We start from the raw sequence: 22,413 nt of genomic DNA, 5'->3' as shown, positions 1-22,413 counted from the left end.
GGGGTATCGAGCCTGGGGAGGGCTGATGGTGCTCACGGTGGGGACGTTCAATCTGAACAACCTGTTCGACCGGTGGAACTTCGCCGGTGCGGTCGAGGTGCTGGCGGCGGGGACGAGTTCGGTGCCGGCGACGTACACGTTCGACAACGAGGACCGGCGGCGGCTGCAGCTGGACGGGCACGGGAAGCTGCTGGTCTCCAAACCGGCCGAGGACACGGCCCGGATCGCCGAGCGGCTGCTGGCGGCGGATGTCGACGTCTGGGTGGTGCAGGAGATCGAGAACGTCGACGTGCTGCGGGAGTTCAACCGCGAGCACCTGGGCGGGGCGTACGAGCACGTGATGGTGATCGACGGCAACGACTCGGTCCGGTTCATCGACATCGGGATCCTGTCGCGGCGGCCGCTCGGCGGGGTGACGAGTTATCAGCGGGTGTTCCATCCCGACGTACCGGACCGGCCGATCTTCTCCCGCGACCTGGTCGAGGCGGAGATCCTGGACGCTGCCGGGCGGCGGATTCTGACCATCTTCGGTACCCACCTGAAGTCGAAGTTCGTCGACTTCACCGTCGCCGATCCGGTCGCAGCGGCCGCGGCGGCCCAACTGCTGCGGCAGCGGCAAGCCGAGACGATCACCCGGATCATCGCGGCCCGTACTTCGAGCCGCCAGCGCTATCTCCTCTGCGGCGACATGAACGACACGCCGGACTCGCCGGCGCTGGTCGCGTACGAGCAGTCGGGGATGGTCAGTGCGCTCTTGTCGCCGACCGAGGTGGGGATGGTGAAGACGACGGTCGAGCTGCCGGTGAGTCCGGCGTGGACGTCGACCTTCAAGGAGACCGGGCAGCCGCGGTCCTTCGACCTGATCGACCAGATCTGGCTGTCACCCGCCCTCGCCCCACGGCTGACCGGCGCCTTCATCGGCCGTCGCCGCAAGCTGGCCCGCGATGGGACCGACCACGACCCCGCCTGGATCACCCTCGACCTCTAGTCTCTTGGGGTGGACCTCGAACTGCTCATTGCCCAAGTGGACCGGCTGGTGTTCGGTGCGGATCCGGCGCTGGCGCTGGAGCCTTCGGGCGGGCGGTCGCGGCGTACGACGCCGAGCCGGATCCGGAGCAGCTCGACAGCTTGCTGACCACCTTCGGGTACGTCGTGCTGCAGTTCGACGAGTATTCCGGGTTGCCGCTCGACCGGACGCTGGACCTGCTCGACGATCTGGAGCGGCGGCATCGGGCGGCCGGGAACAGTCTGCGGATCGTGCACTTCTGCCGGTGGCTGGTTGCCAGACATCTCGGCGACGCGGCGGTGGCGGAAGCGCAGTACCAGGCGTGCCTGGCGGCTGAGCGGGACGACTTCGCCTGGTGTGAGGGTTGTGAGCAGATCTACCAGGTCAGGCATCTGATCGAGACGGGCCGCGCTGCCGAGGCCGTCGCCGTGACCGAGGCGGCCTTCGCCTCGCCGGTCGATGGTTGCCACCAGCAACCACAGGCGTTGCTGGCGGCGGCGCTGCCGGCCTATGTCGCGGTGGGGGAGCTGGAGGCGGCCGCTGATGCTCATCGGGTGGCTTATCGGTTGGTACGTGACGATCCCGACGAGTTGTTCGCGCATGCCCAGCACATCAGGTTCTGCGTGCTGACGGGGAATCTCGAGCGGGCTCGGGAGCTGGTCCAGCGGCATACGGCCGGCCTCGACGCCAACGTCTCGCAGGCCGATGCGCTGGCCTTCTGCGTCGCGGCCGGGCGGATCGACGAATCGCTCACCGAGCAGGCGTGGAAGCTGGCGGCGTCGTTTGATCAGCGAAACGGCAACCGGCACCAGAGCGATCTCGCCCGGTCACTGCTGGCCGAGCGGCCGTGGGTCGCTTCGCTGGATCTCTTCGGCGACGGTGGTTGCGCGGAGCAACTTGCCGCGGTCGCTGCCCGGCCGGACGACCCGGTGGCCGGTTGGGCGCTCGCCAAGGCGCGGATCGAGATGGCACATCGGATGCACCTTCAGGAGCGCAACCTGGAGGCTGCGGAGATCGCGGAGCAGGTGCTGGTTTCGCTGACCGACTCGCGCATCGCGGGGCTGGCCGAGCCGGACAGCTTGCGGGTACTACGCAACGTGCTGTTCGCGGCGTACCTGGACCTCAACGAGGCGGCGGCCGCGTTGCCCCAGGCCGAGCTGGTACTTGCCGACGTACCGCCCGATGCCGGGCCGGAGTGGCTGGGGATGATCCTGCGCAAGAAGGGCGAGCTACTCGAACAGCTCAACCAGGACTCCGAGGCTGTTGATGCCCTGGTCGCCGCGGCCGCGCAGTACGCGCTGGCCGGGGAGTTGCACGACCAGGTGGCGGCGCTGCGGCTTGCTGCTCAGTCGGCGCGCTATACCGGCTCGTTGGACCAGGCGGAAGGGTTGCTCGACGAGGCCCGGGCCGTGGTCGACGAGTTGCCTGCGGATGACCTGCGGAGCCCGACGAGCGATGCGGTGGTGCACTGGGAGCTGGCGCTGGTACGGGACATGCAGGGGCGGTTGCTGGAGGCGATCGAGCTGGCCACTGTGTCGGCGGGCCTGTACGAGTCGGTCGGGCAACTGGAGAGCGCCTCGAATGCTCGGGACTACATCGCTGATCGGCAGGGGCGGCTCAGGGCTTCCGGCTCTTGAGGGACTCGATCCCGTCCAGGAGGCGGTCGAGGCCGAAGCGGTAGGACTCGTCGGCGGCCTCGCGGGTGCCGTCGCCGTAGCCCTTGGCGTTCCAGATCGCCGTCATCGTCGGGTGGCGGTCCTGGTCGAAGTATGTCTCCCAGAGGTCCCAGCGCTCGGTCCACCAGGCGTCGTGGCTCTGACCGGTCTCTCGCTCCAGCTGGTCGCTCTCCGCCTCCAGGCCGGCGGCAGAGTCGATGTACGTCGTGATGGCGAGGGCTGCCGTGTTGGTCTGGCGGGGGGAGAGGCCCAGTACCGCGCAGGCAGACAGTAGGTACTCGCGAGCGGCCAGCATGCCGGGGCCGACGGGTGGGCGGATCGTGGAGATGCTGGCCAGCCAGGGGTGCCGGTGGAACATGGCGCGGGTCTGTTCGGAGTACAGGTTGATCTGGTCGCGCCAGCCGGTGGGGCGTGGTTCGCCGGGGGCGGGGAGGTCGCGCTCGGCCAGTACCTGGTCGACCATCAGGTCGAGGAGCTCCTCCTTGGAGGGGACGTAGGTGTAGAGCGTCATGGTGCCGACGCCGAGTGCCTTGGCGACGCCGCTCATCGAGGCGGCGGCCAGGCCGTGGGAGTCGGCCAGCGCGATACCGGCGTCGACGACCTTGTCGAGGTCGAGGGTGGGGCGGCGGCCGAGCTTGGTCTGCTGACTCGGCTGGGCCGGCTTGTGGTTCCGCCAGAGCAGGGCCAAGGTGCGGTCGGCCGAACCGCCGCCGCTGTGCCGAACTGCCATCGTCGCCTCCCCGTTCCTGCTGTCGAGGAACTTTCTCATATGCGCGCCTTTGCTATTCTCGTATAGCCTACGAGAATAGCAAGCTGAGGAGTGCGGATGACGATTCTGGTGACGGGTGCGACGGGCAGTGTGGGGCGGCTGCTGGTGGATGAGTTGGTGGCTTCTGGGGTTTCTTCTGTGCGGGCGCTGACGAATGACCCCGTGCGGGCTGCGTTGCCTCCTGGGGTGGAGGTTGCGGAGGGGTATCTGGGGCGGCCGTCGACGCTGCCGGCTGCTTTGAAAGGCGTGGACACGGTCTATCTCGCGCCGCTGCCTGCCCGGGTGGACTCCTTTGTGGAGTGTGCGTTGGAGGCGGGGGTGCGACGGGTGGTCGTGTTGTCGGGGGAGCCTGCGGAGTACGAGGCGGCGGGGGATCCGTCGGCGTGGCATTACTACAAGGTCGAGCGGGCTGTGGAGGAGGCCGGGTTCGAGTGGACGCATCTGCGGCCGGGGCAGTTCATGAACAACACGCTGGATTGGGCTGAGTCGATCAAGGCTGAGGGGGTGGTGCGGGCGCCCTATCCGGAGGCGGTGCAGACGCCGATCGATCTGGGGGATATCGCGGCGGTGGCTCGGGTTGTGCTGCTGGATGAGAGCTATACCGGGCATCGGTTGGTGATGAGCGGGCCGGAGGCGATCACGCAGCCGGAGGAGGTTGCGTTGATCGGTGCGGCCATCGGGCGGTCGTTGCGGTTCGAGTCGTTGTCGCGGGCGGAGGCGCTAGCGGCCTGGTCGCCTTCCATGGGAGTGGAGACGGCCGAGTGGTTGCTGGACGGGTTCCGGATGATGTCGGAGTACCGGATGACGCCTGAGCCGACCGTGCTGGAGGTGACCGGGCGGCCCGCTTTGCCCTATCGCGAATGGGCCGTGCGGAACGCTGCTGCCTTTATTTGATTCCTGGCCGAACATGTGTTCGACTGTTGTCCATGCGATGGGCTGGGCAGCGGATCGAAGCAGAGGCGCCGGGTGCGCTGCCGGGGCTGGGGTCGATCGCGGGGTTGGTGCGGAGCGTGACGACCCCGGAGTTCCGGGGCGTCACGTTCCACGAGGTGCTGGCGCGCTCGGCGCTGAACTCGGTGCCGGGCTCGGGGATGCCGTTCAACTGGACGATCAATCCGTACCGCGGCTGCACCCACGCCTGCCGCTACTGCTTCGCCCGGCCGAGCCACCGCTACCTCGAGCTCGACACCGGGCTGGACTTCGACCAGCAGATCGTCGTCAAGACCAACGTGGCGGACGTACTGCGCCGCGAACTCGCCCGGCCGTCCTGGGGTTTCGAACAGGTTGCCCTCGGCACCAATACCGATCCCTACCAACGGGCCGAGGGTCGCTACCAGTTGATGCCCGGCATCATCGAGGCGCTCGCCGCGTCCGGCACTCCGCTGTCGATCCTGACGAAGGGCACGCTGCTCCGGCGCGACCTCTCCGTCCTGGCCGCCGCCGCGGAAGAAGTCCCAGTCGGCCTGGGCGTCTCGCTGGCCCTCGCCGACGAAGATCTCCGCCGGTTGGTCGAGCCCGGCGTCCCGTCAGTACGCGGTCGCCTCGACCTGATCCGCGCCATCCGCGAGGCCGGCCTCCCTTGCGGGGTGATGGTCGCACCCGTACTTCCCTGGCTCACCGATTCCCCCGAGCAACTCGACCACCTGTTCGGCGAGCTAGCCGACGCAGGCGCAACCGGCGTCACCACCCTGATCCTGCACCTGCGCCCAGGCGTCAAGGAATGGTTCATGAAGTGGCTGGCCGAGGACCGCCCCGACCTGGTCTCCCGCTACGACCAGCTCTACTCCCACGGCTCCAACGCCCTGCAAAGCTTCCGCAACGCCTTCGAGGAGAAGGCCCGCCCCCTCCTGGACAAACACGGCTTCGGCCGAGGCGCCCGCCACCGCTCCTCAACCAACGGCGTAGTAGAAGCCTCCGGCCCAGGCTCCCGCTCAGGCTGGGGCGAACCAGACCCCACCAACGCCCGCTTCCGCACCCGCCGCCAACCGGTTGACTACACCCGCAACCGCCGCACCCACCGCGCCTCGGCTCCAGTCCCACCCCTAACCCCAGACCCCAACCAACAAACGCTCTTCTAGCTGAGCTGGTTTCGCAGGGCCCGGACCGGTGCGAGGAACTGTTCCTCCGGGATCTGGGGCTCTGGGTGCCGGGGTGCTGGGAAGGGGAACGGCTGGCCGGGGCGGGGGTCTTCGGTGTATCTCGGTAAGAGGTGGGTGTGCAGGTGCGGGCTGGTGTTGCCGAGGGTCTCGTAGTTGAGTTTGAGCGGCTGGTAGATCGCGATGATCGCCCGCGCGACCCGGAGCGTCTCCAGCCAATAGCCGGCCGCTTCCTGGTCGCTCAGCTCGACCGGCTCCACGACGTGGCCCTTCCAGATCGACAGCGAATAGCCCGTCTGGACGGCAGCGCTCTGCAGATACCCGTCGATGTACTGGCCCTCGAAGATCCGCGCGCCGTACTCGTTGCGGTCCTGTCCCATGCCGTGGCAGAAGTCGCACTCCTCGCCGGACACCAAAGCGGCCCAGTTCTCCGGCCAGCGCAGAGTCATTCGCGGGCCGTGAGGATCTCGGGGCCTTCGGGGGTGATCGCTACGGTGTGTTCGGCGTGGGCGCCTCGGGTTTGGTCTGTGGAGCGGAGGGTCCAGCCGTCGTCGTCGATGACGTAGACGCTGCCCGGGCCGTGCCAGAACCAGGGTTCGATGGCGATGACGTGGCCGGGGCGGAGCTTCAGGCCCCGGCCGGGGTGGCCGCCGTTGGGGACGTGGGGTTCTTCGTGCATGCGGCGGCCGATGCCGTGGCCGCCGAAGTCGAGGTTGGTGCCGACGCCGGCCCGGCGGCCGATCTCGCCGATGGCCGCGCCGACGTCGCCCAATCGAGCACCCGGGACGGCGGCCGCGATACCGGCCGAGAGTGCTTGCTCGGTCGTCTCGATCAATTGGAGGTCCTCGGCGCGCGGAGTACCGACGACGAAGCTGGTGGCCGAGTCGGCGCACCAGCCGTCGACCGAGGCGCCGCAGTCGACGTTCAGCAGGTCGCCGTCGGCCAGCCGGAGATCACTCGGCAGGCCGTGCAGGACGGCGTCGTTGACCGAAGTACAGATCACGCCGCTGAACGGCCTGGTCGCGAAGCCGGGCTGGTAACCGTCGAACAGCGACACCGCGCCGGCGGACCGGAGCACCTCGCGGGCGACCTCGTCCAGCTCGCGCAGCGAGACGCCGACCGAGGCATGCTTCTTGACCGCGACCAGGGCCGAGGCGACCACTCGTCCGGCGGCGCGCATCTGCTCGATCTGGTCCGCGGTCTTCAGTTCCACCATCCGCTGAGGTTAACCCGCTCACAGGGCCCCAACTTTTCCGGCCGCCGGGGCGTCTCCTCAGCAGGACCGCGGGGTGCGGACCTGCTGAACCGGGGGACACAGATGACAGGCTTGGGGCGGGCTGCACGGAAGATGGTCGCAGCGTTCCTGCTGATCGCGGGCATGGTGGCGGTCACCGGCTGTATCGCCGATACCGAAGCAGCGGAGAACAAGCCCGCTGCCGCGCCCAACAAGAAGCCTGCCAACGGACCGAACCAGCCGGACCAGCTGACCCTGGTCGCGACCGGCGACGTCCTCCTGCACGAGCGCCTCTGGAACACCGCCAAACGCGACGGCAGCAACGGCGAATGGGACTTCGCCCCGCTCCTCAAGGGCGTCAAACCCCTGGTAGAGCAAGCCGACCTGGCCGTCTGCCACCTCGAGACCCCGCTCGGCACGCCGCCCAAGGGCTACCCGCTCTTCCAAGGCCCACCGCAGATCGTCCCGGCCCTGGTCAAGACCGGGTACGACGCGTGTTCCACGGCCAGCAACCACAGCTTCGACCAGGGAGCGGCCGGCATCGACCGCACCCTGAAGCTGCTCGACAAGGCAGGCCTGAAGCACACCGGCACCGCCCGCACGCCCGAAGAGGCCGAGACCCCGACGATCGTCACGGTGCAAGGCGTGAAGGTCGCCCTGCTCAGCTACACCTACGGCTTCAACGGACTCCCGTACCCCGACGGCCAGACCTGGCGGGCCGGCAAGCTCGACGTCGACAAGATCAAGGCGATGGCTGCGAAGGCCCGCGACAACGGCGCCGAGATCGTCGTGGTCAGCTGCCACTGGGGTGACGAGTACAGCAAGAAGCCCAACGACCAGCAGCGTACGGTCGCCAGGGAACTCCTTGCCGACAGCAACATCGATCTGATCCTCGGCCACCACGCGCACGTGGTCCAGCCGGTCGAGCAGATCAACGGCAAGTGGGTCGTCTACGGACTCGGCAACCTGGTCGCCGCGCATCGGCAGCCCGACAGCACGAAGGCCGAGGGGCTGCTGATGAAGTTCACCTTCCGCAAGGACGGCGACCGGTGGAAGGCCGAAGCGCAGTACGCGCCGTTGCTGATGACCGACACGCTGCCCGTCCGCGTCCTCGACGTACAACGCGAGCTCGCCAAGCCTGACCTCTCCGCGGCCAGGAAGGACCGGCTGGAGCTGGCGCAGCGGCGTACCAGCGAGACAGTCACGTCGTTGGGCGCGCAGCCGAAAATGCTTTGATGGCAAGGCGTTCCACACTCTAAGGTCGACGCATGTCTATCAACTACTTCGTGATGGTCCGTCGTGCCCGGCTACGGGCAGGCGAGGGGTGCCTGGGGATGGCATCCGCTCGATAGTCGTTGGGCCCAACGCGTCGTCGACGCCGCCGGAGTCAAAGCCGGTGATCTCGTCCTCGACGTCGGTGCCGGCCTCGGCGCGCTGACCGCGCCGCTGGTCCGTGCTGGAGCCCAGGTGGTCGCTGTAGAGCTCCACCCTGGTCGCGCCGACCGATTGCGTCGGCGGTTCGCGGACGATCCGGTCACGGTGGTGCGTGCCGATGCGAGTGACCTCCGGTTGCCGTCACGGCCGTTCCGGGTGGTCTCCAGTCCGCCGTACGGGATCTCCACCGCGTTGCTCAAGAGATTGCTTGCCCCAGGCACCCGCCTGGTCGCGGCCGACCTCGTCCTGCAACGTCAAGTGGCCAACCGCTGGACCAGCCACCAAGCACCGGCCGCTTCCAGATGGAGCCGGTACTACGACCTGTCGATCGGCCTGCGTCTTCCCCGAAAGGCCTTCACACCCCCACCTCACGTCGACTCCGCCGTCCTGACAATCCGCAAACGACACTAGACACCGGCCTCCACTTCAACTCGAAGTGGAGGCCGGTGTCGTCAAAAAAGCTCAGCCGTGCCAGGAGTTCCAGAGCGCGGCGTAGGAGCCCTGATGGGCCACTAGTTCGTCATGGCTGCCCAGCTCGCTGATGCGGCCGTCCTCGACCACCGCAACCCGGTCGGCGTCGTGCGCCGTGTAGAGGCGGTGGGCGATGGCGATGACCGTCCGGCCTTCCAGTACTGCGGCCAGCGACCTCTCCATATGCCGAGCCGCCCGTGGGTCGATCAGCGAGGTCGCCTCGTCGAGTACCAACGTATGAGGGTCAGCGAGCACCAGCCGGGCCAGTGCCAATTGCTGCGCCTGCGCCGGTGTCAACGCCAGCCGGCCCGATCCGACCCGTGTGTCCAGCCCGTCGGGCAACGCCTCGGCCCACTCGCGCGCGTCGACCGCCGCCAACGCCTCGAGCAACTCGGAGTCGGTGGCGTCCTGGCGCGCCATCGTGAGGTTGTCCCGCAGTGTCCCCACGAAGACGTGGTGCTCCTGGGTGACCAGCGCGACCTGCTTGCGGAGATCGTCCAGCGGCAGCTCCGTCATCTCAACCCCGCCGACGCTCACCGAGCCGGTGCGTGGCGGATGGATGCCCGCGACCAGCCGCCCGAGCGTCGACTTGCCCGCGCCGGACGGACCGACCATCGCGATCCGCTCGCCCGGCTGGACGGTCAGGTCGACGCCATGCAGCACGTCGCGGCCGTCGACGTACGAGAACCGCACGTCCCGGGCCTCGACCAGCTCGCCGTCCGGAGTGTGCCCCGACGGGGTCCGGTCGTCCGGTACGTCGGTGATGCCGAGCAGTCGCGCGAGCGAGGCGCCACCGACCTGCAACTCGTCGAGCCACGAGATCAGCCGGTCGACCGGATCGATCAGCTGGTTCACGTACAGCACGCCGGCCGTGACCGCGCCGAGCGAGACATGTCCGTTGATGTGCAGCCAGCCGCCGAACAGCAGCGTGCCGACGATCGGCACGAAGTAGCCGAGCTCGACGACCGGGAAGTAGATCGTGCGCAGGCGCAGCGTGTACCGCTCGGCCTGGTACGACCCGTGGATGTCGTCGTCGGTACGCCGCACCCGCTCCTCGTACCGCTGCAGCGCCTCCACCGTGCGGGCGCCCTCGACCGTCTCGGCGAGCGAGCTGGTCAGTTGCGCGTACGCCGCGTTCTCGCGGAGGTACCCGTCTTTGGCGTAGCGCAGGTACCACCGGGTGCTCAGCACGAGCGCCGGCACCATCGCGAGCAGCGGCACCAGCACCCAGACGCCGACCAGCAGCGTCGCGGCGACCGTGAAGACAATGGTGACGAGGGCAACGATCGTCTCCGGTACGGCGAACCGCACCGTCCTCGACAACGCATCGACGTCCCGCGAGGTCCGCGACAGCAGATCGCCGGTCCCGGCCCGCTCGACCGTGCCGATCGGCAGCGCCAGCGCGTCGTCGACGAAGTCCTCGCGCAGCTCGGCCAGCACCTGCTCGCCGAGCGCGAACGACCGGAACCGCGCCCAGCGGGTGAGCAGCGACTGCAGCACGATGAAGACGGCGATCACCAGGATCACCTGGTTGACCTTGCTCGCCGTCGTGCCGCGCTGGACATCCTCGACCAGCGTGCCGATCAACCGCGGCGCGGCCAGCCCGGAGACGGCCGCGACCGCGTGCAGGCCCATCGTCGCGAGCAGCGCCCGCGGATGCCGCCGCGCGATCCTTCGAGCGTGCCGACGAACCTCCGCCGAGCTCGCCACCGGCAAGATCTGCCTCATGCCGATACCTCCTCGTCCTCGGTCTGCCGGGTGACTGTCCTGCGGTACCGCGGGTCTTGCTCGAGCAGCTCCCGGTGCTTGCCAGTGGCAACCACCCGGTCGCCGGCGAGGAAGATGACCTCGTCGACACGATCCAGCAGCAGCGGGCTCGAGGTGAGCACCACCGTGCTGCGACCGGACCGGTGCTCGCGCAGCCGATCCGCGATCCGCGCCTCGGTGTGCGCGTCGACGGCGGAGGTCGGCTCGACCAGCACCAGCACCGACGGATCGGCGAGCAGCGCGCGAACCAGAATCAGCCGCTGCCGCTGACCACCGGAGAACGAGCGGCCTTTCTCCTCGACCTCGGAGTCGAGCCCGTCCGTCAACGCGACCAGCACGTCCTCGGCCGATGCCGTCCGCATCGCCGTCATCAGTTCCTCGTCGGTACGCCGGTGATCCGGGTCCAGCTCCTGGCGCAGGGTGCCGGTGAACAGCTGCGAGCCGGTGTCGCTGACCAGGATCCGGGCGCGCACATCAGCACGAGTCGCGCTGGCCAGGGTGACCCCGCCGTACCGGACCTCGCTCGCGTCGTCGTACCGGCCGAGGCGGTCGGCCAGCAGGGCGGCCCGGTCGGGCTCGGCGGACACGATGGCGGTCAGCAGGCCGTTGCGTGCGCGGATGCCGGAGACGGGGTCGACCAGGTCGCCCGCCGAGGGCAGCCGCACGGGTCGGGCCGGGTCCACGACGTCGGGCGTCAGCGCCAGCACGCGGTTCACCCGTCCGGCCGCGACCAGGCCTCGCATGAGCTTCTCGGCCGCTTCGGTCGCGGTCCGCAGCGGTAGTACAAGGAAGGTCGCATACCCGTAGAAGGCGACCAGGCTGCCCGGGCTCAGCTCGCCGCGGAGGGCGAAGTGCGCGCCGAGGCCGACGACGACCACGGTGAAGATGCCGGGCAGCAACACCTGCGCCGCGTCGAGCACCGACTGGATCCGGGCCACCTTCACGCCGGCGGTACGGACCTCCTGCGACTCGCGCCGGTACCGCCGGGAGAACGACTCCTCGCCGCCGATGCCGCGCAGCACCCGCAGGCCCGCGACGATGTCGGAGCCCAACGAGTTCAGCTCGCTGACCGCCTCGCGTTGGGCGGACTGCCGCGCGTGCAACGGCCGCAGCATCGGGCCGAGGCAGAACACCATCAGCGGTACGCCGATCAGCACGACCAGGCCGAGCAGGGTCGACGACGACAGCAGGATCACCGCGACCACGAAGAACGTGACGACCGCACCGGCGAACCGGCCGGACACCTCGAGCAGGTTGCCGACGTAGGCCAGGTCGCTGGAGCCGACGCTGACGACCTCACCGGTGGCCAGCTGCTTGGGCAGCGTGGCGCCGAGGTCGGCCGACTTCCGGGTGACCACCTGGACCGTCCGGTACGCGCCGCTCAGCCAGTTCACCACCACGAACCGGTGCCGCATGATGCCGGCCAGCGCCTGCAGCAGACCGACCCCGACCAGCACGCAGCTCCACAGCAGCAGCTGCTCGGTGTCACCCGCCGCGATGCCCTTGTCGATCGCCTGGCCCAGCACGGCCGGCACCAACGCCTGGGCGCCCATCGCGAGGATGCCGAAGATCATCCCGCCCGCGAGCGTGGCCTTCTGACCGCTCGCCACCCACAGCAGGTAGCGGGCAGGTGAACGGTGATCGGGGATGCCGGGATCGGCCAACGGAAGCTGTTTCATAACCCTTCGAGGCTAGGTGCCCGCACCGACAAAAGCATGTGATTAAAGACCGGCCCAGCTCACTCGGCGGAGGGGAGGGAACACAGTTGGTGGGCGAGCTTCACTTTGCGTTGGGCAACGAGTTCCCACCCCGCCACCTCGGCCGCTTGTCCTGGAACCATGCTGGTGATCGCGCATCGGGGAGCGAGTGGCTACCGTCCGGAACACACGCCGCAGGCCTATCGGCTCGCTGCGGCCCTAGGCGCCGACTATCTGGAGCCTGACCTGGTCCCGACGCTCGACGGCGTCCTGGTGGTCCGGCACGAGAACGAACTGTCCGGTACGACGGACGTCGCGGAGCACGCGGTGTTCGCGGACCGGCGGATCACCAAGATCGTCGACGGCACGGCCGTGACCGGCTGGTTCGCCGAGGACTTCAACTACGAGGAACTGCGCACGCTGCGAGCCCGGGAGCGGATGCCCGCCTTACGGGCCGCCAACACGGCGTACGACGGCCGCGAGGGGATCCAGACCTTCGACCAGGTGGTCGCGCTGGCGCGGCAGGAGTCGGCCCGGCTCGGCCGCCCGATCGGGGTCATCCCGGAGATCAAGCACCCGGCGTACTTCCGCCGCCTCGGCCTGCCGCTGGAGGAGCTGCTCGCGGAGCGCCTGGTCGCGCTCGGCCTGCACAAGGGCGAGGCGATGATCCAGTCGTTCGAGCCGACCAGCCTGCGCCGGCTGTCGGTGATGACGGACGTCCCGCTGGTCCAGCTGATCGACTCCGAGAACGCGCCCAACGACTTCCTCCGGGCCGGTGACCCCCGGACCTTCGCGGACCTGATCGAGCCGGTCGGCCTGCGCGAGATCTCGACGTACGCGCAGGTGCTGGCGCCGCACAAGGACCTGGTCATCCCACGGACCCCGACCGGCGCCCTCGGCGAGCCGACCCGCCTGGTCGACCTGGCCCACCGGGCCGGCCTGTCGGTCCAGCTCTGGACCTTCCGCGCCGAACGCCGCTTCCTCCCCACCGGCCTCGACCTGGCCGGCGAACTGGCTCGCTTCGCCGCCACCGGCGTAGACGGCGTCTTCTCCGACCACCCCGACATCGCCGTCGCCGCAGTCGCCAAGACGTCGCTGAGGGTCTAGCGCAGCGCGGACCGCAGCTCCTTCAGCACGGTCCGCGCAGGCTCGGCCAGCTCTTTGTCGATGACCTGGCTCTCCTCGATCTCCAGCTCCACGAGCGGGTCCTGCGCGGGCCTGGTCCGGATCAGCTTCGCGCGGAGATTCGTCGGCGGGTGAGTCGAGTCGCTCCGGGTCTCCCGCAGCCGGCTGACCCGGATCCTCCGCTCGACCTCACGGGCCGGGATCTCCTGGACGGCCCCGGCGGCTGCCTCCAGCGGGTCCACGTCCGAGCCGAAGCGCAGTGCCTGCTCCATGGCCCGGTACGAGGTCGAGGCGAGCTCGTACCGCTCCAAGGCGCCAGCGGCCGCCTCCGAGCCGGCGATCTCCGCTGATCGCCGGTCGGCGAGGTACTCCTCGCGCTGCTGGGCTCTCAGGTCCGCCGTGGTCAGCAACCACTGCACACCTCGGGCCAGCGAGCCGATCGTCGCGTCGAGGAAGCTGTTGACCGCGTTGTTGCTGTATCCGTTGAAGTGATAGGTCTGGAGCTCCAGCCGGTACTCATCGGACTCGTCGTTGCGAGACGTCATCTGGATCTCCTCCAGTGCGTCCACCGCCGAGCCGACGACCCAGCGGTGCAGGCCGTCACCGTTCTTGCCATGGCCGAGCTCATGGGCCAGTACGGCGACCCGCTCCTGCGGCCCGAGCCCGGCCCACAGCGGCAGGCCGATGTTGATCACCGGCGTGATCCGCCACCCGACCTTGCTGAAGCCGATCGCCGGATAGGGACTGAGCTCGATGAACCCCACGCTCCTGGTACCGATCTTGGCGGCGATCTCGTCGACCAGGGCGAAGAGCCGGGGAGCCTGCTCTCGGTGCACGACATGGGCGTCCGGGCCGAGGTGGTGGGCCCGGGGGCGGAGCAGGAACGTGACCCCGAACGGGATGACCGACAGCAGGATGCCGATCCAGAGCGGCCGGTACGAGACCAGCGCGTAGACGCCGCCGACCAGGCCGGCCAGAGGGAGTACTACCAGGATCAGCGTCGACAGCAGATAGGTACCGACCCGGGCGACGGTCCAGCCCGGCCGGCGGATCTCGCCGTGCTCCAGCTCGCGGTACAGAGTGTCTGCCAGTCGATGCTCGCGTCGCCGTCGCCTGGCCGAGACCTGATGGGTCGGGCCGGTCGGGTCCACGTTCCAGTCGCACTGGTCACACCACGTCACGTGCTGCGGATCTACGGCGATCTCGTGGTCGCACTTGGGGCAGTGGTTGGCCCCCTGGTCGGTCTGCACTTGAGGAGTGTGGCAGGCGAGGTCAGTCGCTGAGCGCTGTCAAAGCTGTTTTTGCACGAACTTGCAGGGTGTGGCGTCGGTCGGCACGGCAGCAAGGGTGGGGCGCCGGTGGCCTATCTGGTGGCGCTGTCACCTTGCTGCCGTGCGTCCGCCCGTCACGCCGCCGGCGGCTTGTCGTCGTAGATGCGAGCGGCGATGTCGGACTCGGGGGTGGACTGCTGCTGGGGCTGCTGGACCGACTGCCAGACGGCCTTGCCGTCAGCTTCGGGCATCACGATCCAGGCGATAACGTAGCCGATCAGCGCGGTGCCGCCGGTGATCAGGGTCAGGCCGACGATGGCCAGCCGGACCAGCGTGGCGTCGATGTTGAAGTACTCCGCCAGGCCACCGGAAACACCGGAGAGCATCCGCTGGTTACGGGAGCGGCGAAGCGACTTGCCGGACAGGTTCGAGAACGGTGCAGTGGAGTTCGTCATGTCCACTACTCTGCCGCCGCGGACCCCTTCCCCACATCGGGATCGGTACCGACCCGACCCTGGTCGCACCCCTGGTCCGGGTCAGCCGGGGCGGGTCCGGGCCCCTGACTACTTTCGATATTTTCTGTCGGTGGAAGGTCTTACCGTCAGGGGATGGATGCTGAGGCGGTGACGAAGATGCTGCTCGCCCTGCCCGGGGTCGAGGAGCATGTGGGGTGGGCCGGGCAGCCTGCGTTCAAGGTGCGGAAGAAGGGGTTCGTCTACCTGTCGGCGGACGAGACGTCGGTGATGCTGAAGGCGCTGCGCGAGGAGCAGGAGGCGCTGGTGGCGGAGGATCCCGAGGTCTACACGCCGTCGTGGGCGTCCGGGCGGTTCGCGTGGCTGGAGGTCAAGCTCGCTGTCGCGGATGAAGGGGAGCTGCGGGAGCTGTTGACCGAGGCCTGGCGGTTGACGGCGCCCAAGATGCTGGTCGCCCAGCTGACCGATGGAGGTCCGGATTGATTCCAGCCACTGGCTGTAACGTATCCGGGTATGGCGCGGCCACGGGATGCGGAGCTCGACGAGGCGATCATCGAGGCGACCCGCAACCGGCTGGTCCGGGACGGCTACGCGCAGATGACGATCGGCGACATCGCGTCCGACGCGGGGGTCAGCCGGCCGACGCTGTACCGGCGGTGGGCGACCAAGTTCGCGTTGGTGGTCGACGCGCTGGACTACGGATTCCGCAAGCAGGAGGACCTGTACACGCTGGACCTGAGTCGGTTGGCGCCGCGGGAGGCGTTCGCTGAGGCGGTCCGGCGGCTGGATCCGGCGTACTACAACCCTGATGCGATGGTGCTGATGGCCGACTTCGCGGGCGAGGCGATCCGGACGCCGGAGCTGCTGGAGATCCTCCGCAAGCATGCGGTCGAGCCACGCCTCGCACTCCTCGAGAACCTGCTCGGCCGGCTCGAAGAGCGCGGAGCCGTTCGCGCCGGCCTCGACCGGCACACCATCGCGACACTGTGCTTCGGCAGCTACTTCGCCGCGTACTACCGCGGCGACCCCCGCGAACAAATCCCGGCAGCCGTGGTCGCCGCCCTCTGGCCCGCGATCGCCTAGCTGCGGCCGTGTGTCGGTGGGCGCAATCCGTATCTCCGCACGACATCGTCCAGCCAGTCCGGCTCGCCATAGGTGAGCCCGTACTTCTCGGCCAACTCGGCGAACCCAGGGCGGGCAACGACCTGTACTCCGTCCGCCGGCTCCGCGAGCAGCTCACTCAGCTCGCGGAAGTAGTTCTCGAACCCGCCAGGGGTGATCACCTCGATGATCCGCCCGGGCTGGTCGCCGGCGTTCCACATCGCGTGCAGCTGGCCCCGCGGCTTGGTGATGTAGCCGCCGGGGCCGAGCACCACCTCGCTGTCGTCGGAGCGGAACCCGATCTCGCCTGCGAGCACGATCGAGTGCTCGTCCTCCCGGGTATGCCGGTGTGGCGCCGTGATCGTGCCGACGGCGAACGGGTGCTCGACGATAGACACCTCAGCGCCGGGCACCCGGCTGGCCAGCTTGAAGACGGCGCCGAAGCCGGGGATGGCGACGGACTCGCCTTCGCCGGGGCGCAGTACGGACAGTTCGGCAGTCATCGCCCACCTCCTGTTTCGTTACAGGCCTTGATTGTAACTCGACTTGCGATAGGCGCTGGGCGTGGTGCCGACCGCGCGGCGGAAGTGGGTGCGGAAGTTCGCTGCGCTGCCGAAGCCGGTGGTGGCGGCGATCCGCTCGACCGACCAGTCGGAGGTCTCCAGGAGTCGGCGTGCGCTCAGTAGGCGCTGCAGGGCGACCCGCTGCATCGGGGGCATCCCGGTCTCGGTGGTGAAGTGCCGGATGAAGGTCCGGCGCGGCAGGTTGGCGTGCTCGGCCAACTGCCGCACGGTGAGCGGTTCGCCCAGCTGCTGCATCGCCACTCGCGGGTGGTCGACAGGTCTGAGCGGGGCGGGGTCAGTACGTCGACGTACTGGCGCTGATCGCCGCTCCGGGCCGGGCCGGCCACGACGTGCTTGCCGGCCTCGTACGCGGCGGCGGCGCCGACGTCGGAGGCGATCAAGTGCAGGCAGGCGTCGATGGCAGCGCCGCCGCCGGCCGAGGTGAGGATCTTGCCGTCCTCGACGTACAGGCGGTTCTCCAGGACGTTGACGAGTGGGTGGTCGGCGCGAAGGCGGGCGACGTACTCCCAGTGGGTGGTCGCGTCCCGGCCGTCCAGTACGCCGGCCGCCGCCAGCGCGAGCGTCCCGGTGCAGATGCCGACCAGCCGGGCGCCCCGGTCGGCGGCTGCGCGGAGCAGGTCCAGGTACTCGGCGGGTGGTGGGAGCTCGGGGTCGTCGTACCCGGGTACGACGATGATGTCGGCGTCGGCCGCCGCGGCCAGTGGCTGCGTGGACATCGCCTCACCGCAGACGGTCACCCGGTAACCGGCGTACCGGCCGAGGATGTGCAGCGGGATGCTCAGATCGAGCGGGATCAGGCGCGGTACGCCGAGGATCGCGACCGTCAGGCCTGGCATCATCCTTGCCTCCTTTGGCATCGTCGCCGCTGGTGACAGGCGGTACTCGAATCCTACGGTTGATTCAATATTCAGCTTTCGGATCGGGAGAGACATGACCGCGACACAGGTGGAGAGCTTCGGGCTCCCGTGGGAGAGCGTGTACGGCTACGCCCAGGCCGTCCGGCACGGGGACACCATCTACCTCTCCGGCCAACTGGGCCACGCCGGCGAGAACCTGGTGGCGCCGGCACCGCTCGACGCGGCCGGCGAGGTGACGGACTTCTCGGGGATGGCCGACCAGATGCGGCAGACCTACATCAACGCTGCGGACCTGCTGAGCCGCTTCGGCGCCGGCCTGGAGAACGTGGTCGAGGAGGTCCTCTACGTCCTCGACATCCCGTCAGCCTTCGCAGCCGCCGGCCCGGTCCGCAAGGCCGCATACGGCCGAGAAGACCCCCAGGTCGCCAGCACCCTCGTAGGAATCACCCGCCTGGCCCTCCCCGGCCAACTAATCGAAATCAAGTTCATCGCCAAGCTCTAGAGCTCCTTGCGAACCAGCACCCACTGCGCCGACGTCCGGCTCACCTCCGCGAAGCCTGCCTCCAGATAGACGGACAGCGGACCGCGGTAGAGGTCAGCAGAGGGGATCCGGCCCATGTAGGAGAGATCCACCGCGCAGGCCTCCAGTACTTCGGCCCCCTGGGTGCGGGCGAAGTGGATCGCTCCTTGGAGGAGCTCACCGGCCAGTCCCTGACGGCGGTGGCCGACCGGTACGACGAAACAGGTGACCACCCAGGCGTCGGGATCGTCGGCGCGCCAGTTGGGGGAGGCGAGTACGCGCGGATAGGCCGAGCGGGGAGCTACGGCACACCAGCCCACCGGCGTACCGGCGTCTGTTGCGAGGACGCCTGGTGGGCGGTCCGAGGCGATCTGGGCGCGCAGGGCCTCGCGCTTGGCGGCGGGGGAGGTGTCGGACCACTCCTTGCCGCGGAGGCGGAAGTACTGGCAGAAGCAGCGGGCCGGGTCGCCGCGGTCGCCCATCACGGTGACGACGTCCGGCCAGCGGTCCGGGGTGGCCGGTACGACCTCCAGAGTCATCTCAGCACCGTACTGCGGACCGGGGGCTGGCTTGCACTCGCTTGGGTCGAGTGCTAATACTTGGTTAGCACTCGATGGGCGAGAGTGATAACTGCTCGCGCCCGGACGGTGTGACCATAGACGGCCTCGATGAGGTGCCGGAGGCGTGGCGGGACGTGACCGCCGCACCGATAGCACCGTCCGTCGCGGGCATCCGGCCGGCTGAACAAAAAACTCGACGCGGGAGGACTCGCGGAGAATGCCCAAGCTGATTTCTTTCAATGAAGAGGCGCGCCGTGGCCTCGAGCGGGGTATGAACACCCTCGCCGACGCCGTGAAGGTGACGCTCGGCCCCAAGGGCCGCAACGTCGTGCTGGAGAAGAAGTGGGGCGCCCCCACGATCACCAACGACGGTGTCTCCATCGCCAAGGAGATCGAGCTCGAGGACCCGTACGAGAAGATCGGGGCCGAGCTCGTCAAGGAAGTTGCCAAGAAGACGGATGACGTCGCTGGTGACGGCACCACCACGGCGACCGTGCTGGCCCAGGCGCTCGTGCGCGAGGGTCTGCGCAACGTCGCCGCCGGCGCCAACCCGATGGGCCTGAAGAAGGGCATCGAGAAGGCCGTCGAGGCCATCAGCGAGCAGTTGCTGGCCCAGGCGAAGGACGTCGAGACCCGGGAGCAGATCGCTTCCACGGCCTCGATCTCCGCCGCCGACACCCAGGTCGGCCAGATCATCGCCGAGGCGATGGACAAGGTCGGCAAGGAAGGTGTCATCACCGTCGAGGAGAGCAACACCTTCGGTCTCGAGCTCGAGCTCACCGAGGGCATGCGCTTCGACAAGGGTTACATCTCGCCGTACTTCGTGACCGACACCGAGCGGATGGAAGCGGTCCTCGAAGACCCGTACATCCTCGTGGTGAACAGCAAGATCTCGAGCATCAAGGACCTGGTCCCGGTGCTGGAGAAGGTCATGCAGACCGGCAAGCCGCTGGCGATCATCGCCGAGGACCTCGAGGGTGAGGCGCTCGCGACCCTGGTCGTGAACAAGATCAAGGGCACCTTCAAGACCGTCGCCGTCAAGGCGCCGGGCTTCGGTGACCGCCGCAAGGCCATGCTGGTCGACATCGCCGTGCTGACCGGCGGTGAGGTCATCTCCGAGGAGGTCGGCCTCAAGCTCGACACCGTGGACCTGGAGCTGCTCGGCCAGGCCCGCAAGATCGTCGTCACCAAGGACGAGACGACCATCGTCGAGGGTTCCGGCGACGCCGACCAGATCTCCGGCCGGGTGAACCAGATCCGCGCCGAGATCGAGAAGTCGGACTCCGACTACGACCGCGAGAAGCTGCAGGAGCGGCTGGCCAAGCTGGCCGGCGGCGTTGCGGTGATCAAGGTCGGCGCGGCCACCGAGGTCGAGCTGAAGGAGCGCAAGCACCGCATCGAGGACGCCGTTCGCAACGCGAAGGCCGCCGTCGAAGAGGGCATCGTCGCCGGTGGCGGCGTGGCGCTGCTGCAGGCTTCGGTCGTTGCGTTCGAGAAGCTGGAGCTCGAGGGTGACGAGGCCACCGGTGCCGCGATCGTGCGGTCCGCGGTCGAGGCTCCGCTGAAGCAGATCGCCTTCAACGCCGGCCTCGAGGGTGGCGTCGTGGTGGAGAAGGTTCGCAACCTCGAGCCGGGCTGGGGCCTCAACGCCGCAACCGGTGAGTACGTGGACCTGATCGCCACCGGCATCATCGACCCGGCCAAGGTGACGCGCTCGGCGCTGCAGAACGCAGCGTCCATCGCGGCCCTGTTCCTCACCACCGAGGCCGTCATCGCCGACAAGCCGGAGAAGGCCTCGGCCGCTCCGGGTGGCGCGCCCGACATGGGCGGCATGGACTTCTGATCTCCTAGAAGTTCCTTCTGTACAAAGAACCTGGCCCCGGGCACTTCGCCCGGGGCCAGGTTCTTTTTATGCGTCTGCTGCTGCTTTGAGCAGGCGGAGCTGGCCGATCTCGGCGGCGTTCTTCATCAGCTCGGTGTTGACCCAGGCGAACTGGTCGGCCGTCGAGCGCCCTGCTTCCGGCGGCCAGGGGAACACGGCCGGGCGGGTGAGGTCGGTGATGTCCTCGAGGACGTGGGACCACTGGTCGCGGAGGGCCCGCATCCAGCCGAGGGTTCTGGCGAGGTCGCCGGGCCACAACACCGCAGTACGGTCCGGTGGTACTGCGCCGCGCGCGTGGGCCGCCGCGGTCGACCACCACCAGCCGATGTGCCAGGTGAGCCAGCCGATCGTCGGGACCGGGATCGGATCGAGCGCGCTGTCGGACCAGTCCGCCCGCCAGTTACCGATACTGTCCGGGCGGACTGTCCAGCAGAGCTTGGCCGGTTCCCAGAGCAGATCCTCCGGGGTCAGGCGTTCCAGGTGGTACTCGAACAGCGCCCAGGTGAGCTCGAACTGGTTGCGCAATACGTTCTGGATGTCTGACGTCACCGGCCGATTCTCTCAGCCGTTCTCGTTCACCAGACAGAAGGACGCGTAATGGTCGCCTGCGGCGGCAGGGTGCTGAGGCCGCAGGAGGGGATCGCGGTGACGGCGGACGGTACGGCGTACCGGGCCCATCTCGATCGTGAATAATCGGTGGACTGTGACCTCGGCCAGGTTCTAGTGTCTGCCTGGCGAGAACGACCCCTCGAGTGGAAGGAGCGACCGATGAAAGCTCTTGTTCCGGCGCGCCTGATCCGCTCGTCCAGCTCGCACTGAGCGGAGCCGCGCGCCTCCTTTCTGGAGGATTCGTGAAGATCCGCAACACCGTCGAGGCCGACCTCGACATCATCCACACCCTGATCGCCGACCAGTCGCTCAACACCGTCACGCGTGAGCGCTGGGACTCCTATCTGCTCACCGGCGCCTATCGCCACGAGTGGTCGTGGGTCGCCGAGGATGACGGCAAGATCATCGCGCTCGCCATTTGGTGGGGGATGGAGCAGTTCGCCCATCCGTTCAGCATCGACGGCCTGTACGCCGTACCGGGCGTCGATCGGGTCGCTGCCTGGACCTCGTTGATCCGGCACGCGCTGGACACCTTCCCGACGGACGGGGAGGAGCCGGAGTACCACATCTTCCTACCGACCGGCTGGCGCGATCAGCCTTCTGTGGTCACCGAGCTGGAGCCGCGACTCGCGGCTGCGGCCGGCGCTGGGCTGTCTCAGCTGACCGAACGCCTGCGCTACGAGTGGACGCCATCCGACGGCCTCCCTCTGCGCTCAACCCGCCTGCATTTCAAGCCGGCCGACGATGAGGCCTTCCTCGACGTCTTCCGCCGAGTCATCGAAGGCAGCCTCGACGCTGCGACTGCCCGGGCGGTCGCGCGAGTCGGGGTCGACGGCGCTGCGAAGGAAGACCTGGACATCTACCAGTCGATGCCGGGGGAGCGCTCGTGGTGGCGCCTTGCCTACAACGCTGACGGCTCTCTGGTCGGTTTCGCCCTTCCGTCAGCCAACAACGGCGGGCCTGTCGTCGGGTATCTCGGCGTACTACCCGATCACCGAGGTCATGGTTACAGCGATGACCTCCTGTCCGAGATCACCCACCTCCTGGTCGAAACAGGCGCCGACCGAATCCGAGCTGACACCGACCTGACCAACAAACCGATGGCCGCCAGCTTCGAACGACTGGGCTACCGCAACCACGCAGTACGAATGGTCGCCAGCTACCCCATCCGCTAACCGATTCCCGACGTCGGCGCTCGCTCCTGCGTCGCTCCCGTGGCGCTGAGCTCCCACCCACCCTGGGGCGCGGGCTGCTGCGCCGCCCGCTTGGTGAGAGCGGGTG

The 22,413-nt window shown here is 68.5% G+C and carries 25 protein-coding genes; 13 read left to right on the top strand and 12 right to left on the bottom strand.

All coding sequences use genetic code 11. The features are described from left to right. Positions 1-25: 25 nt before the first annotated feature. Genes AB0M15_RS02075 through AB0M15_RS02065 form a run of 3 tightly spaced genes read left to right on the top strand, consistent with a single transcriptional unit; the run spans position 26 to position 2,643 of the window. Positions 26-988: an endonuclease/exonuclease/phosphatase family protein gene (locus AB0M15_RS02075; RefSeq protein WP_363813004.1), complete on the top strand. Its 963-nt coding sequence runs from the start codon at positions 26-28 to the stop codon at positions 986-988. A 9-nt stretch (positions 989-997) separates the two neighbouring features. Then, positions 998-1,135 carry a hypothetical protein gene (locus AB0M15_RS02070; protein ID WP_363813002.1) on the top strand — a complete coding sequence of 46 codons (138 nt, stop codon included), beginning with the start codon at positions 998-1,000 and terminating at the stop codon, positions 1,133-1,135. After that, on the top strand, positions 1,129-2,643 hold the full coding sequence (locus AB0M15_RS02065; RefSeq protein ID WP_363813000.1) for a hypothetical protein: 1,515 nt from the start codon (positions 1,129-1,131) through the stop codon (positions 2,641-2,643). Before AB0M15_RS02070 ends, AB0M15_RS02065 begins: the two co-directional genes overlap by 7 nt. Here AB0M15_RS02065 and AB0M15_RS02060 read toward each other — a convergent pair. Further along, positions 2,624-3,451: a TetR/AcrR family transcriptional regulator gene (locus AB0M15_RS02060; protein WP_363812998.1), complete on the bottom strand. Its 828-nt coding sequence runs from the start codon at positions 3,449-3,451 to the stop codon at positions 2,624-2,626. The genes AB0M15_RS02065 and AB0M15_RS02060 overlap by 20 nt on opposite strands. A 57-nt stretch (positions 3,452-3,508) precedes the next feature. Between AB0M15_RS02060 and AB0M15_RS02055 the strand changes: the two genes are divergently transcribed. Both AB0M15_RS02055 and AB0M15_RS02050 read left to right on the top strand, forming a co-directional pair. After that, on the top strand, positions 3,509-4,345 hold the full coding sequence (locus AB0M15_RS02055; protein WP_363812996.1) for an NAD(P)H-binding protein: 837 nt from the start codon (positions 3,509-3,511) through the stop codon (positions 4,343-4,345). 32 nt (positions 4,346-4,377) lie between these two features. Continuing rightward, on the top strand, positions 4,378-5,529 hold the full coding sequence (locus AB0M15_RS02050; protein ID WP_363812995.1) for an Rv2578c family radical SAM protein: 1,152 nt from the start codon (positions 4,378-4,380) through the stop codon (positions 5,527-5,529). Here the strand turns inward: AB0M15_RS02050 and AB0M15_RS02045 are convergent. Together AB0M15_RS02045 and map are read right to left on the bottom strand one after the other, a co-directional pair. Continuing rightward, positions 5,526-5,996 (bottom strand): HIT family protein, encoded by a 471-nt coding sequence (locus AB0M15_RS02045; RefSeq protein WP_363812993.1) that lies wholly within the window; start codon positions 5,994-5,996, stop codon positions 5,526-5,528. The genes AB0M15_RS02050 and AB0M15_RS02045 overlap by 4 nt on opposite strands. Further along, entirely contained in the window at positions 5,993-6,763 is a 771-nt protein-coding gene (gene map / locus AB0M15_RS02040) for a type I methionyl aminopeptidase (protein ID WP_363812991.1), read from the bottom strand. Before map ends, AB0M15_RS02045 begins: the two co-directional genes overlap by 4 nt. A gap of 102 nt (positions 6,764-6,865) precedes the next feature. Between map and AB0M15_RS02035 the strand changes: the two genes are divergently transcribed. Both AB0M15_RS02035 and AB0M15_RS02030 read left to right on the top strand, forming a co-directional pair. Continuing rightward, entirely contained in the window at positions 6,866-8,017 is a 1,152-nt protein-coding gene (locus AB0M15_RS02035) for a CapA family protein (protein WP_363812989.1), read from the top strand. A gap of 63 nt (positions 8,018-8,080) precedes the next feature. After that, on the top strand, positions 8,081-8,626 hold the full coding sequence (locus AB0M15_RS02030) for an rRNA adenine N(6)-methyltransferase family protein (RefSeq protein ID WP_363812987.1): 546 nt from the start codon (positions 8,081-8,083) through the stop codon (positions 8,624-8,626). A 51-nt stretch (positions 8,627-8,677) separates the two neighbouring features. On the opposite strand, the gene AB0M15_RS02025 is transcribed toward AB0M15_RS02030, so the two are convergent. Together AB0M15_RS02025 and AB0M15_RS02020 are read right to left on the bottom strand one after the other, a co-directional pair. After that, entirely contained in the window at positions 8,678-10,414 is a 1,737-nt protein-coding gene (locus AB0M15_RS02025) for an ABC transporter ATP-binding protein (RefSeq protein WP_363812985.1), read from the bottom strand. Beyond that, complete coding sequence (locus AB0M15_RS02020; RefSeq protein ID WP_363812983.1) at positions 10,411-12,132, bottom strand: ABC transporter ATP-binding protein; 1,722 nt, start codon at positions 12,130-12,132, stop codon at positions 10,411-10,413. Before AB0M15_RS02020 ends, AB0M15_RS02025 begins: the two co-directional genes overlap by 4 nt. A 159-nt stretch (positions 12,133-12,291) precedes the next feature. Between AB0M15_RS02020 and AB0M15_RS02015 the strand changes: the two genes are divergently transcribed. Then, positions 12,292-13,257 (top strand): glycerophosphodiester phosphodiesterase family protein, encoded by a 966-nt coding sequence (locus AB0M15_RS02015; RefSeq protein WP_363812981.1) that lies wholly within the window; start codon positions 12,292-12,294, stop codon positions 13,255-13,257. Here the strand turns inward: AB0M15_RS02015 and AB0M15_RS02010 are convergent. Together AB0M15_RS02010 and AB0M15_RS02005 are read right to left on the bottom strand one after the other, a co-directional pair. Continuing rightward, on the bottom strand, positions 13,254-14,525 hold the full coding sequence (locus AB0M15_RS02010; protein ID WP_363812979.1) for a M48 family metalloprotease: 1,272 nt from the start codon (positions 14,523-14,525) through the stop codon (positions 13,254-13,256). The two genes, AB0M15_RS02015 and AB0M15_RS02010, sit on opposite strands and share 4 nt — an antisense overlap. A gap of 155 nt (positions 14,526-14,680) precedes the next feature. After that, positions 14,681-15,001, bottom strand: coding sequence for a PspC domain-containing protein (locus AB0M15_RS02005; RefSeq protein WP_343979993.1), 321 nt, complete (start codon positions 14,999-15,001; stop codon positions 14,681-14,683). 153 nt (positions 15,002-15,154) lie between these two features. Between AB0M15_RS02005 and AB0M15_RS02000 the strand changes: the two genes are divergently transcribed. Together AB0M15_RS02000 and AB0M15_RS01995 are read left to right on the top strand one after the other, a co-directional pair. After that, complete coding sequence (locus AB0M15_RS02000) at positions 15,155-15,502, top strand: MmcQ/YjbR family DNA-binding protein (protein WP_363812977.1); 348 nt, start codon at positions 15,155-15,157, stop codon at positions 15,500-15,502. A gap of 30 nt (positions 15,503-15,532) precedes the next feature. Further along, complete coding sequence (locus AB0M15_RS01995; protein ID WP_363812975.1) at positions 15,533-16,102, top strand: TetR/AcrR family transcriptional regulator; 570 nt, start codon at positions 15,533-15,535, stop codon at positions 16,100-16,102. On the opposite strand, the gene AB0M15_RS01990 is transcribed toward AB0M15_RS01995, so the two are convergent. The 3 genes from AB0M15_RS01990 to AB0M15_RS01980 are packed head-to-tail and all read right to left on the bottom strand — an operon-like array spanning position 16,099 to position 17,543. Next, a complete protein-coding gene (locus tag AB0M15_RS01990) occupies positions 16,099-16,623 on the bottom strand; it encodes a cupin domain-containing protein (RefSeq protein ID WP_363812973.1) in 525 nt (174 codons plus the stop codon). The two genes, AB0M15_RS01995 and AB0M15_RS01990, sit on opposite strands and share 4 nt — an antisense overlap. An 18-nt stretch (positions 16,624-16,641) precedes the next feature. Beyond that, entirely contained in the window at positions 16,642-16,911 is a 270-nt protein-coding gene (locus AB0M15_RS01985) for a helix-turn-helix domain-containing protein (RefSeq protein ID WP_363812971.1), read from the bottom strand. After that, complete coding sequence (locus AB0M15_RS01980) at positions 16,800-17,543, bottom strand: DJ-1/PfpI family protein (RefSeq protein WP_363812969.1); 744 nt, start codon at positions 17,541-17,543, stop codon at positions 16,800-16,802. Before AB0M15_RS01980 ends, AB0M15_RS01985 begins: the two co-directional genes overlap by 112 nt. Positions 17,544-17,634: 91 nt before the next feature. Here AB0M15_RS01980 and AB0M15_RS01975 point away from each other — a divergent pair, with 91 nt between their 5' ends. After that, the gene (locus AB0M15_RS01975) at positions 17,635-18,063 is read left to right on the top strand and encodes a RidA family protein (RefSeq protein WP_363812967.1); all 429 of its coding nucleotides are present in this window, start codon (positions 17,635-17,637) and stop codon (positions 18,061-18,063) included. On the opposite strand, the gene AB0M15_RS01970 is transcribed toward AB0M15_RS01975, so the two are convergent. Continuing rightward, positions 18,060-18,620, bottom strand: coding sequence for a GNAT family N-acetyltransferase (locus AB0M15_RS01970; protein WP_363812965.1), 561 nt, complete (start codon positions 18,618-18,620; stop codon positions 18,060-18,062). The two genes, AB0M15_RS01975 and AB0M15_RS01970, sit on opposite strands and share 4 nt — an antisense overlap. A gap of 238 nt (positions 18,621-18,858) precedes the next feature. On the opposite strand from AB0M15_RS01970, the gene groL reads away from it, so the two are divergent. Beyond that, positions 18,859-20,484, top strand: coding sequence for a chaperonin GroEL (gene groL, locus AB0M15_RS01965; protein ID WP_363812963.1), 1,626 nt, complete (start codon positions 18,859-18,861; stop codon positions 20,482-20,484). Between the two features lie 66 nt (positions 20,485-20,550). Here the strand turns inward: groL and AB0M15_RS01960 are convergent, their stop codons facing one another. Beyond that, positions 20,551-21,072 carry a DinB family protein gene (locus tag AB0M15_RS01960; protein ID WP_363812961.1) on the bottom strand — a complete coding sequence of 174 codons (522 nt, stop codon included), beginning with the start codon at positions 21,070-21,072 and terminating at the stop codon, positions 20,551-20,553. Between the two features lie 302 nt (positions 21,073-21,374). Between AB0M15_RS01960 and AB0M15_RS01955 the strand changes: the two genes are divergently transcribed. Then, positions 21,375-22,307 carry a GNAT family N-acetyltransferase gene (locus tag AB0M15_RS01955; RefSeq protein ID WP_363812959.1) on the top strand — a complete coding sequence of 311 codons (933 nt, stop codon included), beginning with the start codon at positions 21,375-21,377 and terminating at the stop codon, positions 22,305-22,307. Positions 22,308-22,413 lie beyond the last annotated feature (106 nt).

It is taken from the genome of Kribbella sp. NPDC051718, from assembly GCF_040681515.1.
Classification (GTDB): Bacteria; Actinomycetota; Actinomycetes; order Propionibacteriales; family Kribbellaceae; genus Kribbella.
The sequence above is the reverse complement of the archived record's forward strand: the minus strand, read 5'-3'. Positions and strand labels throughout refer to the sequence as shown.